Source organism: Archangium primigenium, from assembly GCF_016904885.1.
GTDB lineage: Bacteria > Myxococcota > Myxococcia > Myxococcales > Myxococcaceae > Cystobacter > Cystobacter primigenius.
The window spans coordinates 237771-253933 of the sequence record NZ_JADWYI010000001.1 but is presented as its reverse complement, the minus strand read 5'-3'; the positions used below and the strand labels follow the sequence as shown (position 1 = coordinate 253933).

At 67.2% G+C, this 16163-nt stretch carries 10 protein-coding genes and 1 pseudogene; 7 read left to right on the top strand and 4 right to left on the bottom strand.

Going from position 1 to position 16163, the window contains the following annotated elements; all coding sequences use genetic code 11:
• Positions 1-115: 115 nt before the first annotated feature.
• A pseudogene (locus I3V78_RS40295) lies at positions 116-241 on the bottom strand (helix-turn-helix domain-containing protein); the annotation flags it as partial.
• A gap of 114 nt (positions 242-355) precedes the next feature.
• On the opposite strand from I3V78_RS40295, the gene I3V78_RS01085 reads away from it, so the two are divergent.
• The gene (locus tag I3V78_RS01085) at positions 356-1339 is read left to right on the top strand and encodes a S8 family serine peptidase (RefSeq protein WP_204484459.1); all 984 of its coding nucleotides are present in this window, start codon (positions 356-358) and stop codon (positions 1337-1339) included.
• 112 nt (positions 1340-1451) lie between these two features.
• Here the strand turns inward: I3V78_RS01085 and I3V78_RS01080 are convergent, their stop codons facing one another.
• Positions 1452-1847: a hypothetical protein gene (locus tag I3V78_RS01080; RefSeq protein WP_204484458.1), complete on the bottom strand. Its 396-nt coding sequence runs from the start codon at positions 1845-1847 to the stop codon at positions 1452-1454.
• A 144-nt stretch (positions 1848-1991) separates the two neighbouring features.
• Between I3V78_RS01080 and I3V78_RS01075 the strand changes: the two genes are divergently transcribed.
• Both I3V78_RS01075 and I3V78_RS01070 read left to right on the top strand, forming a co-directional pair.
• Complete coding sequence (locus tag I3V78_RS01075; protein WP_239576242.1) at positions 1992-2267, top strand: uracil-DNA glycosylase family protein; 276 nt, start codon at positions 1992-1994, stop codon at positions 2265-2267.
• A gap of 52 nt (positions 2268-2319) precedes the next feature.
• Entirely contained in the window at positions 2320-3969 is a 1650-nt protein-coding gene (locus I3V78_RS01070; RefSeq protein WP_204484457.1) for an LVIVD repeat-containing protein, read from the top strand.
• A 2-nt stretch (positions 3970-3971) separates the two neighbouring features.
• On the opposite strand, the gene I3V78_RS01065 is transcribed toward I3V78_RS01070, so the two are convergent.
• Positions 3972-4832, bottom strand: a complete 861-nt coding sequence (locus I3V78_RS01065; RefSeq protein WP_204484456.1) for a class I SAM-dependent methyltransferase — start codon at positions 4830-4832, stop codon at positions 3972-3974.
• A 227-nt stretch (positions 4833-5059) separates the two neighbouring features.
• Here I3V78_RS01065 and I3V78_RS01060 point away from each other — a divergent pair, with 227 nt between their 5' ends.
• Both I3V78_RS01060 and I3V78_RS01055 read left to right on the top strand, forming a co-directional pair.
• Positions 5060-6232 (top strand): zinc-dependent alcohol dehydrogenase, encoded by a 1173-nt coding sequence (locus tag I3V78_RS01060; protein WP_204484455.1) that lies wholly within the window; start codon positions 5060-5062, stop codon positions 6230-6232.
• 60 nt (positions 6233-6292) lie between these two features.
• Positions 6293-6901, top strand: a complete 609-nt coding sequence (locus tag I3V78_RS01055; protein WP_204484454.1) for a hypothetical protein — start codon at positions 6293-6295, stop codon at positions 6899-6901.
• A gap of 5 nt (positions 6902-6906) precedes the next feature.
• Here the strand turns inward: I3V78_RS01055 and I3V78_RS01050 are convergent, their stop codons facing one another.
• Positions 6907-8148, bottom strand: coding sequence for a hypothetical protein (locus I3V78_RS01050; RefSeq protein WP_204484453.1), 1242 nt, complete (start codon positions 8146-8148; stop codon positions 6907-6909).
• A gap of 245 nt (positions 8149-8393) precedes the next feature.
• On the opposite strand from I3V78_RS01050, the gene I3V78_RS01045 reads away from it, so the two are divergent.
• Both I3V78_RS01045 and I3V78_RS01040 read left to right on the top strand, forming a co-directional pair.
• On the top strand, positions 8394-11339 hold the full coding sequence (locus I3V78_RS01045; RefSeq protein ID WP_204484452.1) for a DEAD/DEAH box helicase: 2946 nt from the start codon (positions 8394-8396) through the stop codon (positions 11337-11339).
• 616 nt (positions 11340-11955) lie between these two features.
• The gene (locus tag I3V78_RS01040) at positions 11956-16059 is read left to right on the top strand and encodes a hypothetical protein (RefSeq protein ID WP_204484451.1); all 4104 of its coding nucleotides are present in this window, start codon (positions 11956-11958) and stop codon (positions 16057-16059) included.
• The last annotated feature ends 104 nt before the right edge of the window (positions 16060-16163 follow it).

Below are 16163 nucleotides of genomic sequence, written 5' to 3'. Positions count from 1 at the left end.
TCTCGGCTCGGGTCCGGTCGGGTTGTTCATCGACCAGGCGACGAAAAGCGCTCAGCTCCCCATCGCCTATTAGGTGGGTTTGCCCACCCCCGTGCGGCCGCGGAGCAGGGCTTCCCGTCTCACGAGTGAGACGCATCCAGCGTTGGACCGTGGCCCTACCCACTCCGAAGCGACGTGCCAATTGCTTGGACGTCCCCTCTCCTTGCTGGAAGGCCTCAACCACCCGTTGCCTCAAGTCCATCGAGAGTGCTGTCGTTCCCATCGCTCCCGATCAACCCCTGGGCGCCTCAGCTCATTCGATTCCCGCTGTCAGGCCCATTCTCCTGAGGAACACAGAGCCCCTGGTGGGCCGTCTATGTTTTCTGCTTCAGGTTTTGGGATCTGGTCTACGATTAAGCCAGATGTTGTCGAGTTTGGAGGCAACTACTCTGTAAACAATCAAACGGAGCCTGTATCTCTCTCCTTCCCTGTGGAGGTTTGTCCTCCGCTCGTAAGGGCAACACGCTTCCCCCCCAGTCCCGAGTGGGACCGCGATTTGATTGGAACGTCGTTTGCTGCACCCAAAGTGGCACACATCGCAGCTGCGCTTCAGTCGTTGTTTCCGGAAGATAGTGCTCAGACATGTCGTGCACTGATTGCTCAGTCTGCCCGATGGCCAAGTTGGGCTCAGCATCTTTCCGAAGACAAGTTAATTGCAGTGCTCAGAACGTTGGGCTTTGGTGTGCCGAGTCTTGAGCGCGCGACTCAGAATGATGAATTCAGGGTAACTCTGAAGACGAGCGGCCGACAAACTGTTAGGGCTAGGGAAGCCCTCGTCTATGAGGTGGCAGTGCCAGATTCTTTACGGGCTCCAGGATTGAATAGTCGGATTTTAATTGAAGTGACGCTTGCTTATGCTGCGCGGCCTCGTAGGACGAGAAGGAACCTGCGCGGATACTTATCGACATGGGTTGACTGGAAGTCGAGCCGACTTGGTGAGTCCGCACAGTCGTTCGTTAATCGAATTTTGCATGATCAGCAAGATGTCGAGGCTGATGGCGAAGGTTCGATTCCTTGGGTTATTGGTGAACGTATCGATAATGGTTATTTACCTGGGATAAGAAGAAACGCGGGAACCTTGCAGAAGGATTGGGCTGTGGTCAGTGCCTACCAGTTGCCCTCGTCTTTTTGTGTGGCTGTCGTCGGACACCCAGGTTGGGATAAGGATCCCAATGCAAGTGCGACGTACTCCCTGGCCGTCTCATTCGAGTCGCTTGAGCGAGATGTCTCGATTTATGAGCCTATTCGAATTCAGCAGGAAATTGCTGTTGATGCTTACGTGGGCGCAGGAGGTGCGTAGTGCGGAGTTTGGCGTGGTTGGATTCTGTCCAATCGCGTCCCAAGGGGGGGGGGCGCTGCAGTAACCTGAGTGGAAATTCTTCTCGAAGGACGCCCCATGTGATCAGGTCGTATTAATAAAACCCAACTCGGTAGCCGTCCCTAGCGAGCGAAAACGCCCCCTGTGGGTGCCGCTGGATGAACTCGCGAACGGCGTTGGTCGGCATGACCAAGCAGGTCTGCCCCTTGGGGTGAAAGCAGTTTTTGCCGTTGTAGTAGAAGGAACCGAAGCTTCCCAATCCAAAACGACCCTTGCCGAGATAATTCACTGAGGCAATAGTGTAGCGAAGGATGTGTCCCTGCGTTTCCCGCACCGCGACCTCGGTGCCCATCTTTACGTTGACTCGGAGCCATGTCTCGATCTGTTCCTTGGTTTGGTCGAAGCAGGGCGAGGGCTGGCGGTCGTCCACGTAAGCAGGGCGAGGGTTCCTCTCGGCCTCACGACGCATTCTCTCGATGTCGCGACGCATCCACTCCTGCAGCGACTCGCCACGTCGGGGTCCATTGTGCTTGTTGGGGGAGGCGTACCGTTTCTTGCGACTAGGCATGGCGTGTTCTCCTTTAGGGCGAGGGTTTACAGGCAGATGCGGGTCTTGTACGAGAGCGTTGATCCGATGGCTGTGTGGCTGGAGGCGGAGGTGCGGCAGGTGAAGCCACGCATGATTCTCTGCCTGGGGGCCACGGCGGCGCAGTCCTTCCTGGGGCCGGGCTTCCGCATCAACCTGAGCCGGGGGCAGGTGTTCGAGACGCCCTGGGCGCAGGCGTGGATGGCCACGTTCCACCCCGCGGCGCTCTTGCGCATGCCGGACGAGCGCGCGCGGGCCCAGGCGCGCCTGCACTTCGAGGAGGACGTGCGCCGGGCGGCCGAGACCCTGCGCGCCCTGGCCTGAGCGGGGGCGTGCCGTGTATGCAGGGGGCTCTCTTGTCGTCGGGGGCCCACACATGACCTGTTCTCGTCTCGTTCCGCTCACCTTGCTCGTGCTGTCCCTGGCGCTTGGGGGTTGTGAGCCGCCCCCGCCGCCGACGCCCCCGGGGCCGGGCGCGGCGGACGACGCGGGCGGCAAGACGCCCTCGGACGCGGGCACGGAGCCTGGCCTGGATGGCGGCACGGACGGGGGCACGGAGCCCGAGTGGGATGGGAGCGCGGTGCCGCTCGAGGAGGTGGGCAACTGGCCCGAGGACACCGGGCCGTTCGCGACGTGCCGGGCCCTCACGGCGGGCACGGGCAACTGCGGCCTGTCCAGCTTCGACCTGTCCACGTGTGACACGGCCAGCCTGGCGCGGGTGCCCGACGAGGGGGTCCACGTGCTGCTCCACCGGCAGGCGGCCTTCAACTTCTACGCCTCGTTGCTCACGCTGCGGGGGGATGGCGGCACGCCGAGCATTGGCACCCGTCCGGCGATCGCGGAGCGGCAGGGCGACGCGCGGGCCTATTCCGTGACGACGAGCAGCTTTCCGGATGGGGGCACGCGGCGCACGGGCGTGGCGCTGTGCGAGTCCTCCGCGGAGGGCGTGTTCACGGGCTGCTATGCGAGCTGCCGCAATGGCCAGGTCATCACCCAGGGCACCTTCCGCTCCCGGCGCATGAACGGGGCGCGGGGCGAGGGCGCCGCCTCCGGTCTGGAGCTCGTCTCGGAGAACCCCGTGGACGTCGGGACGCCCGCGGACGTGTATGTCCATCGGGGCCATGCCTACGTGGTGTCCCTCAACCGCGGGCCCCGCCTGGGCGGGCTCACGGTCTTCGACGTGCGGAACCCTGCCGCGCCCGTGCTGCTGAAGACCGTGCAGTTCGAGGGCGACAACTACTGGAATGGCGTCTGGGCCCAGGGCGATGCCCTCTACGTCGCCAGCGCCCAGCGGGGCGTGCTCGTCTTCGACATCACGACGCCCGCCGAGCCTCGTCTGGTGAGCAACCTGCCCGGAGGCGTCGCCAACAACCACACCGTCTTCGTGGACGGCGACCGGCTCTACGCCACGATCGACGAGTCGGTGGTCCTCTTCGACATCGCCAACCCCCTCCAGCCCGTCGAGCTCCACCGCTACGCGCCCGAGGGCTACTACACCTATCCCCATGACATGTTCGCCGTGGGCGACCGGCTCTACGTCAACTTCGCGGACATTGGCTTCTACGTAGTGGACGTGAAGGATCCCCGCGCCCCGGTCACGCTCGGCGCGTACACGTATGCCTTGCAGTACAGCCATGCGAACGCGGTGGGCGTCTTCGCGGGCCGCACGCTCGTCTTCGAGGGCGGTGAGGGCGTGGGCGAGCACCTGCGCGTGCTGGACATCACGGACCCGACGAGGATGGTGAAGATCGGCCGCTTCCAGCTCCGCCCGGAGGTCTCCATCCACAACCTGCTCCTGGTGGGCAAGAAGCTCTACGTCGCCTGGTACCAGGAGGGCGTGCGGGTGCTGGATGTCTCCAACCCCACCCAGCCCCGGCAGACCGCGTACTACAACACCTTCCGGGAGACGGACCCCAACCGGGGCGAGTCCTACTACGAGGGCGCCATCGGCATCCGCGTGCCCGGGGATGGCTTCATCTACACGGTGGACACCTCGCGCGGCCTGCTCCTGCTGCGCGAGCGCTGAGTTCAGCGCGCGCGGATCCACGCGCTGACGAGCCGGCCCACCGAGACACTCGGGTCCAGGCCGTCGGTGCGCTGGGCGAAGTAGCGGGCCCGGAGGTCCTCGCCATTCAAGTCCTCCAGGTCCGTCAGCCCCCGGCGGGTGAGCTCGGCCGCCATCTCCGCGCGCGGGAACATGAGCCGCAAGGGCTCGCCGATCCGATCCACCTGCTGGGTCACCGCGTCCAGCGACCGCTGCTGCACCGGGCGCATCTCCTCGCGCGTCGTGAGGTAGTCCAGGCACACGCCGCTGCCCGGCGGCCGCGCGGCGATGTACCCGAGCGTGCTCTGGAAGGACTCCCGGGGGAGGTAGATCACCACGCCCAGCCAGGAGAAGAACGCGGGCGCATCGGGCGCGAAGCCCACGGCGGCCAGGCCCTCCGCGAGGGGGTGGGACTCGAAGTCCACCGGGGCGTAGGTGACGGTGTCGGGCAGGGCGATGCCCGCGGCGCCGAGCCGCTCGCGCTTCCACGCCTGGGTGGCGGGGTGGTCGACCTCGAAGACGCGCAGGTGCGGGAAAGGATTGCGGTAGGCGAAGGTGTCCAGCCCCGCGCCCAGCACCACGTACTGCCGCACCCCGGCGGCCACCGCCCGCGCGAGCGCCTCCTCCGTGTAGCGGCTGCGCGCCACCCCGAAGGCCCGGATGGGCCGCGAGGAGCGGAAGGTCGTCGCGCTGTCCTGCTCGGTGAGCTCCGCCCGTTGCCGCTCGGTCAGCAGGCGAGGGGCGATGGGGTCCTCGAGGACGTGCGGCGCCGCGTCGATGACCTGATGGGCCGCGCGCGCGTGAGCCATCCAAAGCGCGGTCTCGCTGGGTTCTCCGGGCTTCATGACGGGCTGCCTCCTGCTCTGGAACAACCCCCCACCGCCGGGGGTCTCTTCCTCGCCTGCCGGGGATACGGCCCGCTTTTCCCGGAGGCCTGGGTATTCCGCCGGGAAAGCCCCCTCGGGCGCAGCCAAGCGGGTTGGCCCGACGTGGGGCGGTCTGTCACCGGGTGCCTTGCGTGCACACCTGTAGGCGGGCGTCGCCAATGACGCACGATTGACAGGGGGAGCACATGAAAGCGCTTTGCTGGCACGGCAAGAATGACGTTCGCGTGGACTCGGTACCGGATCCGAAGATCCAGCATCCCCGCGACGCCATCATCAAGGTGACGTCCACCGCCATCTGCGGCTCGGACCTGCACCTGCTCGACGGCTTCATGCCGACCATGAAGTCCGGCGACGTGCTCGGCCACGAGTTCATGGGCGAGGTGGTGGAGGTGGGCTCGAGCGTGAAGAACCTCCAGGTGGGGGACCGCGTCGTGGTGCCCTTCACCATCTCCTGTGGCGAGTGCTTCTTCTGCCAGAAGGGCCTGTTCTCCTGTTGTGACGTGTCCAACCCGAACAAGGAGATCGCGGCCAAGGCCATGGGCCAGTCGCCCGCGGGCATGTTCGGCTACTCGCACATGATGGGTGGCTTCGCGGGCGGCCAGGCCGAGTACGTGCGCGTGCCGTACGCGGACGTGGGCCCGCTCAAGGTCCCCGCGGCGCTCAAGGACGAGCAGGTGCTCTTCCTGTCGGACATCTACCCCACGGGCTACATGGCCGCGGAGAACTGCGGCATCGAGCAGGGGGACACCGTGGCCGTCTGGGGCTGCGGCCCCGTGGGCCTGTTCGCCATCAAGAGCGCGTGGATGCTCGGGGCCGGGCGGGTGATCGCCATCGACCGCGTGCCCGAGCGCCTGCGGCTGGCGGAGACGCAGGGCAAGGCGGAGACGCTCGACTTCTCCGAGGTGGACGTGCACGACAAGCTCCTGCGCCTGACCAAGGGCCGGGGCCCGGATCGCTGCATCGACGCGGTGGGCACCGAGGCCCACACCCACGGCAGCATCGACGCGGTGATGGACACGGTGAAGGTGGCCACCCACCTGGGCACGGATCGGCCGCACGTGCTGCGCCAAGCCATCATGGCGTGCCGCAAGGGCGGCACCGTGTCCATCCCGGGCGTGTACGTGGGCCTCCTGGACAAGATTCCGTTCGGCGCGGCCATGAACAAGGGCCTGACCATGAAGATGGGCCAGACGCACGTGCACCGCTACCTCAAGCCGCTGCTGGAGAAGGTGGAGACGGGGGAGATCGACCCGTCCTTCGTCATCACGCACCGGCTGAAGCTGGCGGACGCGCCCAAGGCGTACGAGATGTTCCGCGCCAAGAAGGACGCCTGCATCAAGGTCGTGATGACGCCGTGAGCCCGGGCTGATGCAACGGGGGGTGCATGCGGGGGCCGGGACTTGCTAGGAGTCCGGCGCATGCGCCCCTCGTTCTTCCTGTCGCTCTGTGTGTCGTCCACCCTGGCCTGCACCTCGCCCTGGGTGGTGCCGCCGGTGCAGTCCTCCACCACCTCGCCGTCCACCCCGCCCGAGGCGCCCACGCGCAAGGAGATGGAGGCGATGCAGGCCCACAAGCCCTTCCTGGGGCGGTGGACCGGCTCGTTCGAGACGCGCGAGTTCACCAGCGAGGACCGCGTCTGGCGGACCACGAAGCTCGACGTCACGCCCAGCCGCGACGGGCGCGTCATGCACTTCCAGTTCCTCTACGAGGACGGCCCCATGAAGACGGTCCGGGAGTCGTCCACCGTGAGCATCGACTCCACCGAGCGCACCATGACCTTCGTGTCGGACACGGACGGCACGCGCGACGTGTACCGCTTCGCCGAGGACGCGAACCTGGCGGGCCTGCGCCAGCGGGGCGAGGGCGTCTTCACCCTGAGCGGCAAGGGCATGGAGAACGGTCTGGAGGTGGCCGTGCGCCTGACGCTGAGCGTGAACCGCGAGCGCTTGCAGCTCCTCAAGGAGATCCAGTTCCCCGGCGACCCCTTCCGCGTCCGGACCGAGTACGTGTTCACCCGGGCGGGATAGTCGGCTCAGAAGGGGGACTCGGAGAGCAGCCGCTCCTCGATGCACCCGATGACGCGGGTCATCGGGTCGCCGCCCGTCGAGCGGCGTCCCACCCAGAAGGGCTCGGCCGAGAACGAGAAGTCGTAGGGCCCGCCTTGGACCTGGAGCGTCATGCAGAGCCGGGAGCCCGCCCGGACGACGCCCTGGAACTGGGTGTGGTCCGGAAACCGCAGGGTCCACTCGGGCTGACCCTGGGGGGAGAGCCGGGTCAGCAGGGGCCCGTGCTTTTCCGCGCGCCGTCGCTGATCCGGCGGCCGGAGGTCCTTGCCTCGCGGCGCATGGAGCCCGGTGCCCGCGAGGCCCGCCACCAGGGCGCCGCCGTCCGACGCGAGCTCGATCAGGCCGAGGCTGGTGCCGAACGAGGGGCTCGTGTCCGGCAGGCTCCAGAGGACCCGCTCGCCACCCGGCTCCACGCGGATCAGGGCGTAGTCGGAGGTGACGACGCCCTCCGGCGCGAGGGGGTTGATCAGGGCCCACAGCACCCCGTTCTCGTCATACCCGGCCTGGGCGAAGCGTCGCGAGGGCCAGGTGCGCGTGACACGGCGGCGTCCCTCGGGGGTCAGGAAGGTCACGAAGCCATCCCGTCGGTCCACCGCGCGCACGACATGGCGGCCCGAGGAGGGGTCGAGATCCTCCGCGCCCGAGAAGCTGCCCAGCAGCGCGGTCGCTCCGCTGGGGCTCACGGTGACCGAGGCCTCGAGCCAGGAGGGGAGGATCCACACGCCCCGGTACGCGCCATCGTGCGTGAAGCGCGACACATAGCGGCCCCGGCGGGGCTCGTCGGGCGGCGGCTCGCCGGGCGCGACGGGCGGGACGGGGTTGCGTCGGACATCGGTGCCGGGGCCGGGATCGAAGTCCACCGCGCCCCGGAAGTGGCCGGACACGGTGACGCCCTGCTCGGAGACGGTGAGTCGCTCGGCGCTGCCGGGCCAGGTGCGCACCCAGAGCAGGCGCCCATCCGGCGCTTGCTTGCGCAGGAAGGCGTGCTCGGATTCGTTTGGGCCCACGCGTCTCACCTGGGGCGGTCCCTCCGGCGCGAAGTCCACGGTCCAGGCGAAGTTCCCCACGCTCCAGAGCGCCCCGGAGGGCGCGATCCATAGGTGCGTGACGACGAAGTGCCCGTTGTCCTCCACGGGCGTGGGTGGCGCGATGGGGGCGCACGCGCGTCCCTCCACCGTCAGGCACTGACCCTCGGGGGTCCGGAGCACGCCGCCCGGGCCGGGGACGAGGACGCGCGCGCCGTCCGTGATCGCCTGTGTCCACCACCACCCGGAGGGCGGCCCGGCCTCCTCGCCGAGGGCCGGGGAGGACAGCAGCCCGGCCAGGAGCAGCGGCGCGAGGGTCGGGGCTCTGGCGGACAGGGTGTGCAGGGTTCTCCACCTCTCGGGCCCAGCCTAGCTCGCTCCGGGAGGCCATTGCGCGGGGGGCCGGGCGGGCGTAGGGAGCACGTCCCATGTCCGCGCTCGCTCAATTGCTGGAAGCCGTCCGGAAGGAAGCCCGTCCTGGCATCTGGACCGTCGGGGTGAACCTGGCCCGCTCGGGGGCCGTGGCGCTGCAGAAGCGCACGGACAAGGAGCTGCAGCTGCGGGTGAAGGCCCCGGGCCGCACCGTGGCCCTCACCGTGTCGCTCTACCCGGGGGACGACGTCTGGGAGTGTGACTGCCCCGCCCAGGTGGATCCGTGCGAGCACGTGGTGGCCGCCGCCATCGCCGTGCAGCAGGCGGAGAAGCAGGAGGCGCCCATGGAGGTGACCGCCACGCGCTGGTCCCGGGTCGTCTACCGCTTCTCGCGCGTGGAGGGCGGCCTGGAGCTGCACCGGCACATCGCCCACGCGGACGGCACGGCCGAGCCCCTGGAGGAGAGCCTCGCCCTGGTGCTGGCCAGGCCCGCGCGCGCCGCGAAGCTCCAGGTGGAGAACGCGGACCTGCTCGCGGACCGGCTCCTGGAGAAGCGCACCCGGGGCGCCCTGCCGCCCGAGCGCCTGGAGGCCCTGCTCAAGGTGCTGGAGCCCGCGCGCAACGTGCTGCTGGACGGACAGCCCGTGGCCGTGGCGGACGAGGTCGTCTACCCGCGCGCGCTCGTGGAGGACAAGGGCGGGCAGATCGTCATCACCGTGGCGAAGGATCCACGCATCACCGACGTGGTGAGCCCCGGGGTCGCCGTGTGCGGCGACGCCCTGGCCCGCCTGGGCGAGACGGCGGTGACGGGCGCGTGGTTGCAGAACCTGCCCAGCACGCGCGCCTACCCGGCCGAGCAGATTGGGGAAATCTCCTCCAAGGTGCTGCCGGAGCTGGCGCGGCGCATGCCCATCGACATGCGCAGCCGGCGCCTGCCGTCGATCGACAAGGACCTCAAGCCGCGCATCCTGGTGGAGCTGCAGCAGCTGGAGTCCGGCCTGTCCGTGTTTCCCACGCTCGTCTACGGGGCGCCGCCGGCGGTGCGCATCGACAACGGCCGCATGACGTACCTGCGGGGCTCGGTGCCCCTGCGCGACGAGGTGGCCGAGCAGAAGCTCATCCACCAGTTGCGCGACGAGCTGAACCTGGTGCCCGGGCGGCGGGTGATGGTGCAAGGCCAGGAGATGGTGCGCTGGGCGGACAAGCTGCGGCGCTGGCGCGGGGACCTCACGGGAGACGGCTCGGGCGTGGTGAGCCCGGACACGCGGCTGGTGCCCTCGCTCAAGGTGGAGGCCGGTGAGGCGGGCGCGGGCATGCCCGAGGTGCGCTTCACGCTCGACTTCCAGGTGGAGGGCATGAAGGGCGGCCCCCGCACGGTGGACGCGGCGGCGGTGGTGCGCGCGTGGAACGAGGGCCTGGGCCTGGTGCCGCTGGAGGGCGGGGGCTGGGCGCCGCTGCCCCGGGCGTGGCTCGACCAGCACGGCGCGCGGGTGGCGGACCTGCTCGCGGCGCGGCAGGCGGATGGCAAGGTGGCGAGCTTCGCGCTGCCGCAGCTCCAGGCCCTGTGCGAGACGCTGGAGCAGCCGCCCCCGCCGGGCCTGGACAAGCTGGCCCCCCTGGTCGAGGGCTTCGAGAAGCTGCCCGCGCCGGTGCTCCCGGGGGACCTCACGGTCACGCCGCGCGCCTACCAGTTGCAGGGCGTGAGCTGGCTCGGGTTCCTCAAGAGCGCGGGATTGGGCGGCATCCTCGCGGACGACATGGGCCTGGGCAAGACGCTCCAGACTATCTGCGTCTTGGGGGCGCGCTCGCTCGTCGTGTGTCCCACGAGCGTGCTGCCCAACTGGGCCGCGGAGCTCAAGCGCTTCCGGCCCTCGCTCAAGGTGAACACGTACCACGGCCCGGGCCGCGCCCTGGACGAGGCCGACGTGACGCTCACCACGTACGCGATCCTCCGCTTGGACGCGACGGTGCTCGGCAACCGCACGTGGGAGACGCTGGTGCTCGACGAGGCGCAGGCCATCAAGAACCCGGAGAGCCAGGCGGCGCGCGCGGCGTTCGGGCTCAAGGCGAACTTCCGGCTGGCCCTGAGCGGCACGCCACTGGAGAACCGGCTGGAGGAGCTGTGGAGCCTCATGCACTTCTCCAACCCGGGCCTGCTCGGGGCGCGCCGCCAGTTCGAGGAGAAGGTGGCCCGGCCCATCATGGACGGGCAGAAGGGCGTGGCCGAGTCCCTGCGCCGGCGCATCCGCCCGTTCGTCTTGCGCCGCCTCAAGCGCGAGGTGGCGCCGGAATTGCCGCCGCGCACCGAGGCCGTCATGCACGTGTCCATGGATGAGCGCGAGCGCACCATTTACGACTCGGTGATGGCGGCGACGCGCGCCGAGGTGGTGGCGCTGCTCAACGAGGGGGGCGGGGTGCTCAAGGCGCTGGAGGCCCTGCTGCGGCTGCGTCAGGCGGCGTGCCATCCGGCGCTGGTGCCGGGACAGCGCGCGAACAACTCCTCCAAGGTGCAGATGCTGGTGGACTCGCTGGAGACGGCGGTGGCCGAGGGCCACAAGGCGCTGGTGTTCTCGCAGTGGACGTCGCTGCTCGACCTCATCGAGCCGCACCTCAAGTCGGCGGGCATCGCCTTCGATCGGCTGGACGGCTCGACGGCGGACCGCGGCGCCGTCACCGAGCGCTTCCAGGGGGAGAACGGGGCGCCGGTGCTGCTCATGTCGCTCAAGGCGGGCGGCACGGGCCTGAACCTCACGGCGGCGGACCACGTGTTCCTGATGGACCCGTGGTGGAACCCGGCGGCCGAGGCGCAGGCGGCGGATCGCGCCCACCGCATCGGCCAGGAGCGGCCGGTGATGGTGTACCGGCTCGTGTCCCAGGGCACGGTGGAGGAGCGCATTCTTGGTTTACAAGAAAAGAAGCGCGCCTTGTTCGAGGCGGCTTTGAGCGAGGCCTCGACCGCCACGGCCATCACCCGGGACGACCTGTTGGAGCTGTTCGCCTGACCCCGCTTGTCGTTTCGATTTGAGATGAGTCCTCCTGATGACCAGTATCATCAGGAGTTACGTGTGACATATTGTTCACCGGCTGCGCATATTTCTATCTGCGCGCGGCTCCTGTATTCACGCCAACCTTTTTGGCGGCTCCAGGGGGGGAGAGCGTCCGCGATTCGCGCGGCATGAATACCCCTGGGCTGTGTTCAGGGGGCAGTGCGTGAGAGGCAGTAAATGGTTGTGGTGGGTTGGATGTGTCCTGTGGCTCGCGGGTTGCGGCTCCACCGACGTCGTGGAGCCCCAGCAGTCACTGAATCAGGATGCGCAGGCCGTGGTGAGCAACGCGTGCAAGGCGGAATCGCTTTCATGGCCCTCGGGGACAAACCCCAAGGCGGGCATCTGCGAGGGGCCGCAGGCGTGGTCTTTCAAATGTTATAATCAAAAGGTCAACGATCCCACCTGTGGCATCCAGTCGCATACGCCTCGGCCGAAGACGTGTTACGAGACGTGCGACGCCGTCGTGGGCTATCGCGAGGAGTCGCATACCACGCAGCTGGTTCCCTATCCCACCGACCTTGAGACGCGGTGTGAGTGCGAATATGGGCCCGGCTGTGATTATCCCCGCTGCGTGGAAATTCAGCACTGGGGTTTCTCTCCCGCGTCGTGTGATCAGGCCGCGGGTGAGCACGCCGCGAGCGCGGGAGCCTCGGGCTACAGCATCACGTATCAAGAGTACCCGTGGGAGGGCGATCCCCGGAACTACGCGTGCGCCTACGTCCTTCACAATGTCCCGATCATCGAGACGCGCAACGACAGCCACTGTCCGGTGCGGTCGTGCCGTGAAGACGAACTCGTGTACGACACCGTCTACAAGACCTGCCGGCACCCCAGCTTCGGTGAAGCGCCGGAAGGCGCGTGTGGTAGCGCCGCGGGTCCCTTCTTCATGCCTGGCCGCTCGGCCAACAGCATCGAGCAGGATGCGCAGACGGAGCAGGCCTGGCGGACGTTGACCGGCACCACCCTGCCTGTCGAGATCAAGAGCATGGAGTGCCTGACGTGTGACCACGTCTCGAACCCCTTCGACAAGTTCCAGTGCCTGCGGACCGAGATCCAGAAGCTCGATTCCCGGGGAATGAGCACGACGGCGCGCGACACCCTGGAGCAGCAGCTCGTCCACCACCTCAAGCTCCTCTTCGAGACGCGGTCGGATGCGCTGGTCATCGAGCAGCGCAATCACGCCATCTCCTTCTATGAGAGCAAGCCCCAGCTGACGAGCGGATGTGGCACGGCGTGGACGGCCCCCGTGACTCCGTCCTGCACGGTTTCGGCGCACTTCAAGTCCTTGTTGTCCATGTGCAACCAGCTGCGCTCCGAGCACGTGCCGCTCGCCGTCATCCCCTCGTTGTACTATCAGTGCCTCTCGCTCAACCCGGCGACCTACCTGTCCGCCTCGTGCTCGAGCGCCGACACGAATCGCTACCGCGAGGAGTATCTGGAGCTCTCCACGGCGATGATGCGCCGGATCGTGGCGGACCCGATGGCACCCCTGGGAAACACCCCGGCCGAGGAGCTCGTTCGCACGGATGCGCTGCATGGCAAGCTCAAGTCGATTCAGACCTGGTACACAGCGGTGCGCGGTGCCTATCCCGACTATGCCGCGGATGGGCCCTTGATGGCGCGGGTCAACGAGCTGTTCAAGCTCTTCTGGAACGTCGTCTATATCCAGGGTGAGACGTCTCACATCATCAACGAGAACACCACGCCCGAGCAGGCCGAGGCCATTCGCCAAGGAATCCTCACGCGGGGCATGCAGGCCGAGCGTCAGGTGCTGCGAGCCACGTTCGCGGGAGGCTCCAGCGCGGAGCCGCCCTTGACGGGCGATCTGGTGTTCTACGTGACGGGTGATGCCCTTCAGGGCGCCTACCGGAGGCTCGAGGATCTCAGCCTGCTGCATGACCTGAGCTGCCGCTTCACCTCGTGCGCGCAGACCCGGACCAAGACGCGTCAGCTCTGGGGCTTGTTGGGCGCACTGCATGACCCGTCGCTGTTGAGCGCGGAGCTGAACGCCATCAACCAGCTGACCAGCTCGGCCCGTCTCGACAAGCCCTGGCTCGACACCTTCGCCCAGATGCACCAGCGGCACGATATGATCAGCCGGGGCGGTGCGGTGGTCTTTGGCCAGAGCTACATGCCGCGCGACTGGTTCTCCGCCGCTCCGTCCACCCTGCCCGCCACGGCTTCGGCATTCTCCTCCTTGCTGAAGACCGCGCGCGCGCGGACGGTGGGCTATGACACCAATACCCTTTTCGTGCTCAGTGCCGCTCGCCAGCTGGAGGTGGGGCTCGATGCGCAGAAGCAGACCATCATCAACGATGAGCTGGTGCGGAGCACGACCGCCCTGGACGCGCGCATCACCAAGTACAAGGACGACCGCAAGTCCTTGATCGCGAGCTTGCTGTCCCAGCTCTCCAACCAGCAGGAGATGACCAACGGCAGCGCTCAGATGGACATCATCTACGACCAGACGCTGCAACTCAGCAAGGACCTGGACGGTCTGCGCGCCAGCCAGGCCATCGACGAGGTCCGTCACGGCGAGTTCATGAAGAGCTTCGAACTGCTGAACGCGGGGACGGCCGCTTCGGGTCGGGCGGTGCTCAAGTCCGAACGGAACTTCTCCGTCTCCGCCGTGCAGGCGACCTATACGGGACAGGGGGGGGTGACCGACCTGGTGGGGGTGGCGGTGCATGACTCCACGAACAGTGTCTTCAAGCTCAATGCGAGCGAGGGCGACATCGTCAACATCCAGGTGACGGGCCAGTGGTCACCCACGTGCGCCTTGAGCCAGACGGTGGGCTTCGACGGCACCAAGGTGAAGCCCGTGAACCCGGATCAGACGGTCGCCATGGCGGGACCCGAGGGGTTCTCGGTGACGACTTCCGCGGGCAACTACTACTCCAACGGGGATCAGACGGTCACCTCGGGAGGCAGGTACGAGAACTGGACGGCGAGCGTCAAGGCGTGCGCGGGAATGGGTCTGCCCAAGCCGGTCAGTATGGTCAGTGTCCAGGCGTGTGCTGGCTTCGACGCGGGCAAGACCTGGAGTCAGACGAAGAGCCAGACCGATGGCAGTGGCTCGGAGTCCAGCTCCACCCTGACGCTCTCCCGTGGCCTCCGGGCCAGCCGTACGCCCTTCCCAGACCAGCCCGCGGGCAGCCTGTTGCTGGTGCGAGCCGCGCATCAGCCCGTCCCGAATCCCACCTCCATTCCCGCGTCGTCCATCCAGTCCGTCCAGGTCGTTCGGGCGCCGAACACGTCCATCGTGATGGACAGCACGTCGGATCTCTATTTCGTCGTGAACGATCTGTCGGACGCTACGAATTGTGGACCGGTGAATAACTCCACGCTTGGCGTGACGGTGTCCCACCTGCAGCCGGCGGCGGCCGTGTCCCGCAACATCTTCCGGGCCATGGCTTCCGCCGAGAAGAAGGTCCGGACGGATGCACAGGCCTATGTGGCACAGGGCCGGTTGCTCCCGAGCCAGGCCGCGCTGCTGCGGGGCTCGGCCTACAATCGGGTCTACGCCCAGTGCCAGGAAGACTGCCCCACGGGACAGACCTGCGCCTGTGGCAATCTGTCCTCTGTCACGGACGAGAGCCTGCGCAACCTCTTCGAGACGTGGTTGGCCCAGGACCTCGTGGGCATCGAGCGCGAGGTGGAACTGGTCAACATCGAGCGGCAGATGCGCGCGCTCTCCCTGCAAATCGAGGCGTTGTCGAAGAACTACACGGTCGCGGGAGAGCGTTCCCGTCTACTGGCTCTCGAGCCCATGTGGTCCATGCAATCGCTGGATGGCGCCGAACTGCGCAGCAGCCTGGGCCAGGTGAACAATGTCTTGACGCGCTGGGTGGAGCCGGTCGTGAGACTGCGTCACAGGAATTTCGAGACGACGCTCCTGCCCGACGATGTCGCGAAGATCAAGACCTTCACCACGATCGATCCGCTCAACTCGAACCTGATCACGCTCGCGGGCAATGCGGTGGAGGTCGCGACGTTGATCAACAACAAGCTCAGCGCGGCGCGGAGTGATCCGGCGCTGGTCTTCGCGAATGTCATCATCAGCATTCCCCGGGTCGACAAGGGCGTGCAGTCCGATTATGCCACCGTGGACCGTGAAGTGGCCGCGGGCATCTGGCGTCAGATCCTCGCGGGAAAGGATCCCATCATCACGTTGAATCCGGAGCACCTGTACCAGCCTGATGGCGGCAGCTTCGTGCTGGCATGCACGCAGTCAGCTCCCATCATCAACTCGATGGCGTTCTTCGTGGTTCACAATGTGTACACGCACTACACCCCGCGCAGTCTGAGGACAGACATCGCGCCCTCGATGTCCTTCCCGACGACGACCCAGAAGTACGAATACACCTTCGCCAACAACGCGTATCTGGCGCCCACGGTCCAGATGATGCTGGGTCTGCCCGAGGAGGTGGAGTCCTCTCTGGCGAGCTACTGGACGACGCCGGGGACGCCGGTCGCGGCGGGCCTGTCTCCCTTCAGTTCCTTCAACCCGCGGCTCGGGAGCTTCCGCACCGACTCGCGCTACCCCAACAACCCCGACGGCTCGTTGGGCCCCACCAATCCGCTCGTGTATGCGGACGAGCTGCTCATCGCCTTCCGTCTGGAGCCGCGCGCGGAGGGAACCGGCGTGCTGCCGGGCGTGCCGATTTGTCACTGATGTGGCTTGTCTGACGCGACCGCCTCTCCGTCTGGAGGGGCGGTCGTGTCATGTCCTGGGCCGCGCGCGGTCCTCTTGTTCCCCTCGACTCCTTCTTCCTTCTT

What these genes read in the sequence shown, in the direction of transcription:
- I3V78_RS01075 (WP_239576242.1), top strand. Translation starts at nt 1,992, where the DNA reads ATGGCTGTGTGGCTGGAGGCGGAGGTGCGGCAGGTGAAGCCACGCATG.
- I3V78_RS01045 (WP_204484452.1), top strand. Translation starts at nt 8,394, where the DNA reads ATGTCCGCGCTCGCTCAATTGCTGGAAGCCGTCCGGAAGGAAGCCCGT.
- I3V78_RS01085 (WP_204484459.1), top strand. Translation starts at nt 356, where the DNA reads ATGTTTTCTGCTTCAGGTTTTGGGATCTGGTCTACGATTAAGCCAGAT.
- I3V78_RS01060 (WP_204484455.1), top strand. Translation starts at nt 5,060, where the DNA reads ATGAAAGCGCTTTGCTGGCACGGCAAGAATGACGTTCGCGTGGACTCG.
- I3V78_RS01065 (WP_204484456.1), bottom strand. Translation starts at nt 4,832, where the DNA reads ATGAAGCCCGGAGAACCCAGCGAGACCGCGCTTTGGATGGCTCACGCG.
- I3V78_RS01080 (WP_204484458.1), bottom strand. Translation starts at nt 1,847, where the DNA reads ATGCGTCGCGACATCGAGAGAATGCGTCGTGAGGCCGAGAGGAACCCT.
- I3V78_RS01070 (WP_204484457.1), top strand. Translation starts at nt 2,320, where the DNA reads ATGACCTGTTCTCGTCTCGTTCCGCTCACCTTGCTCGTGCTGTCCCTG.
- I3V78_RS01055 (WP_204484454.1), top strand. Translation starts at nt 6,293, where the DNA reads ATGCGCCCCTCGTTCTTCCTGTCGCTCTGTGTGTCGTCCACCCTGGCC.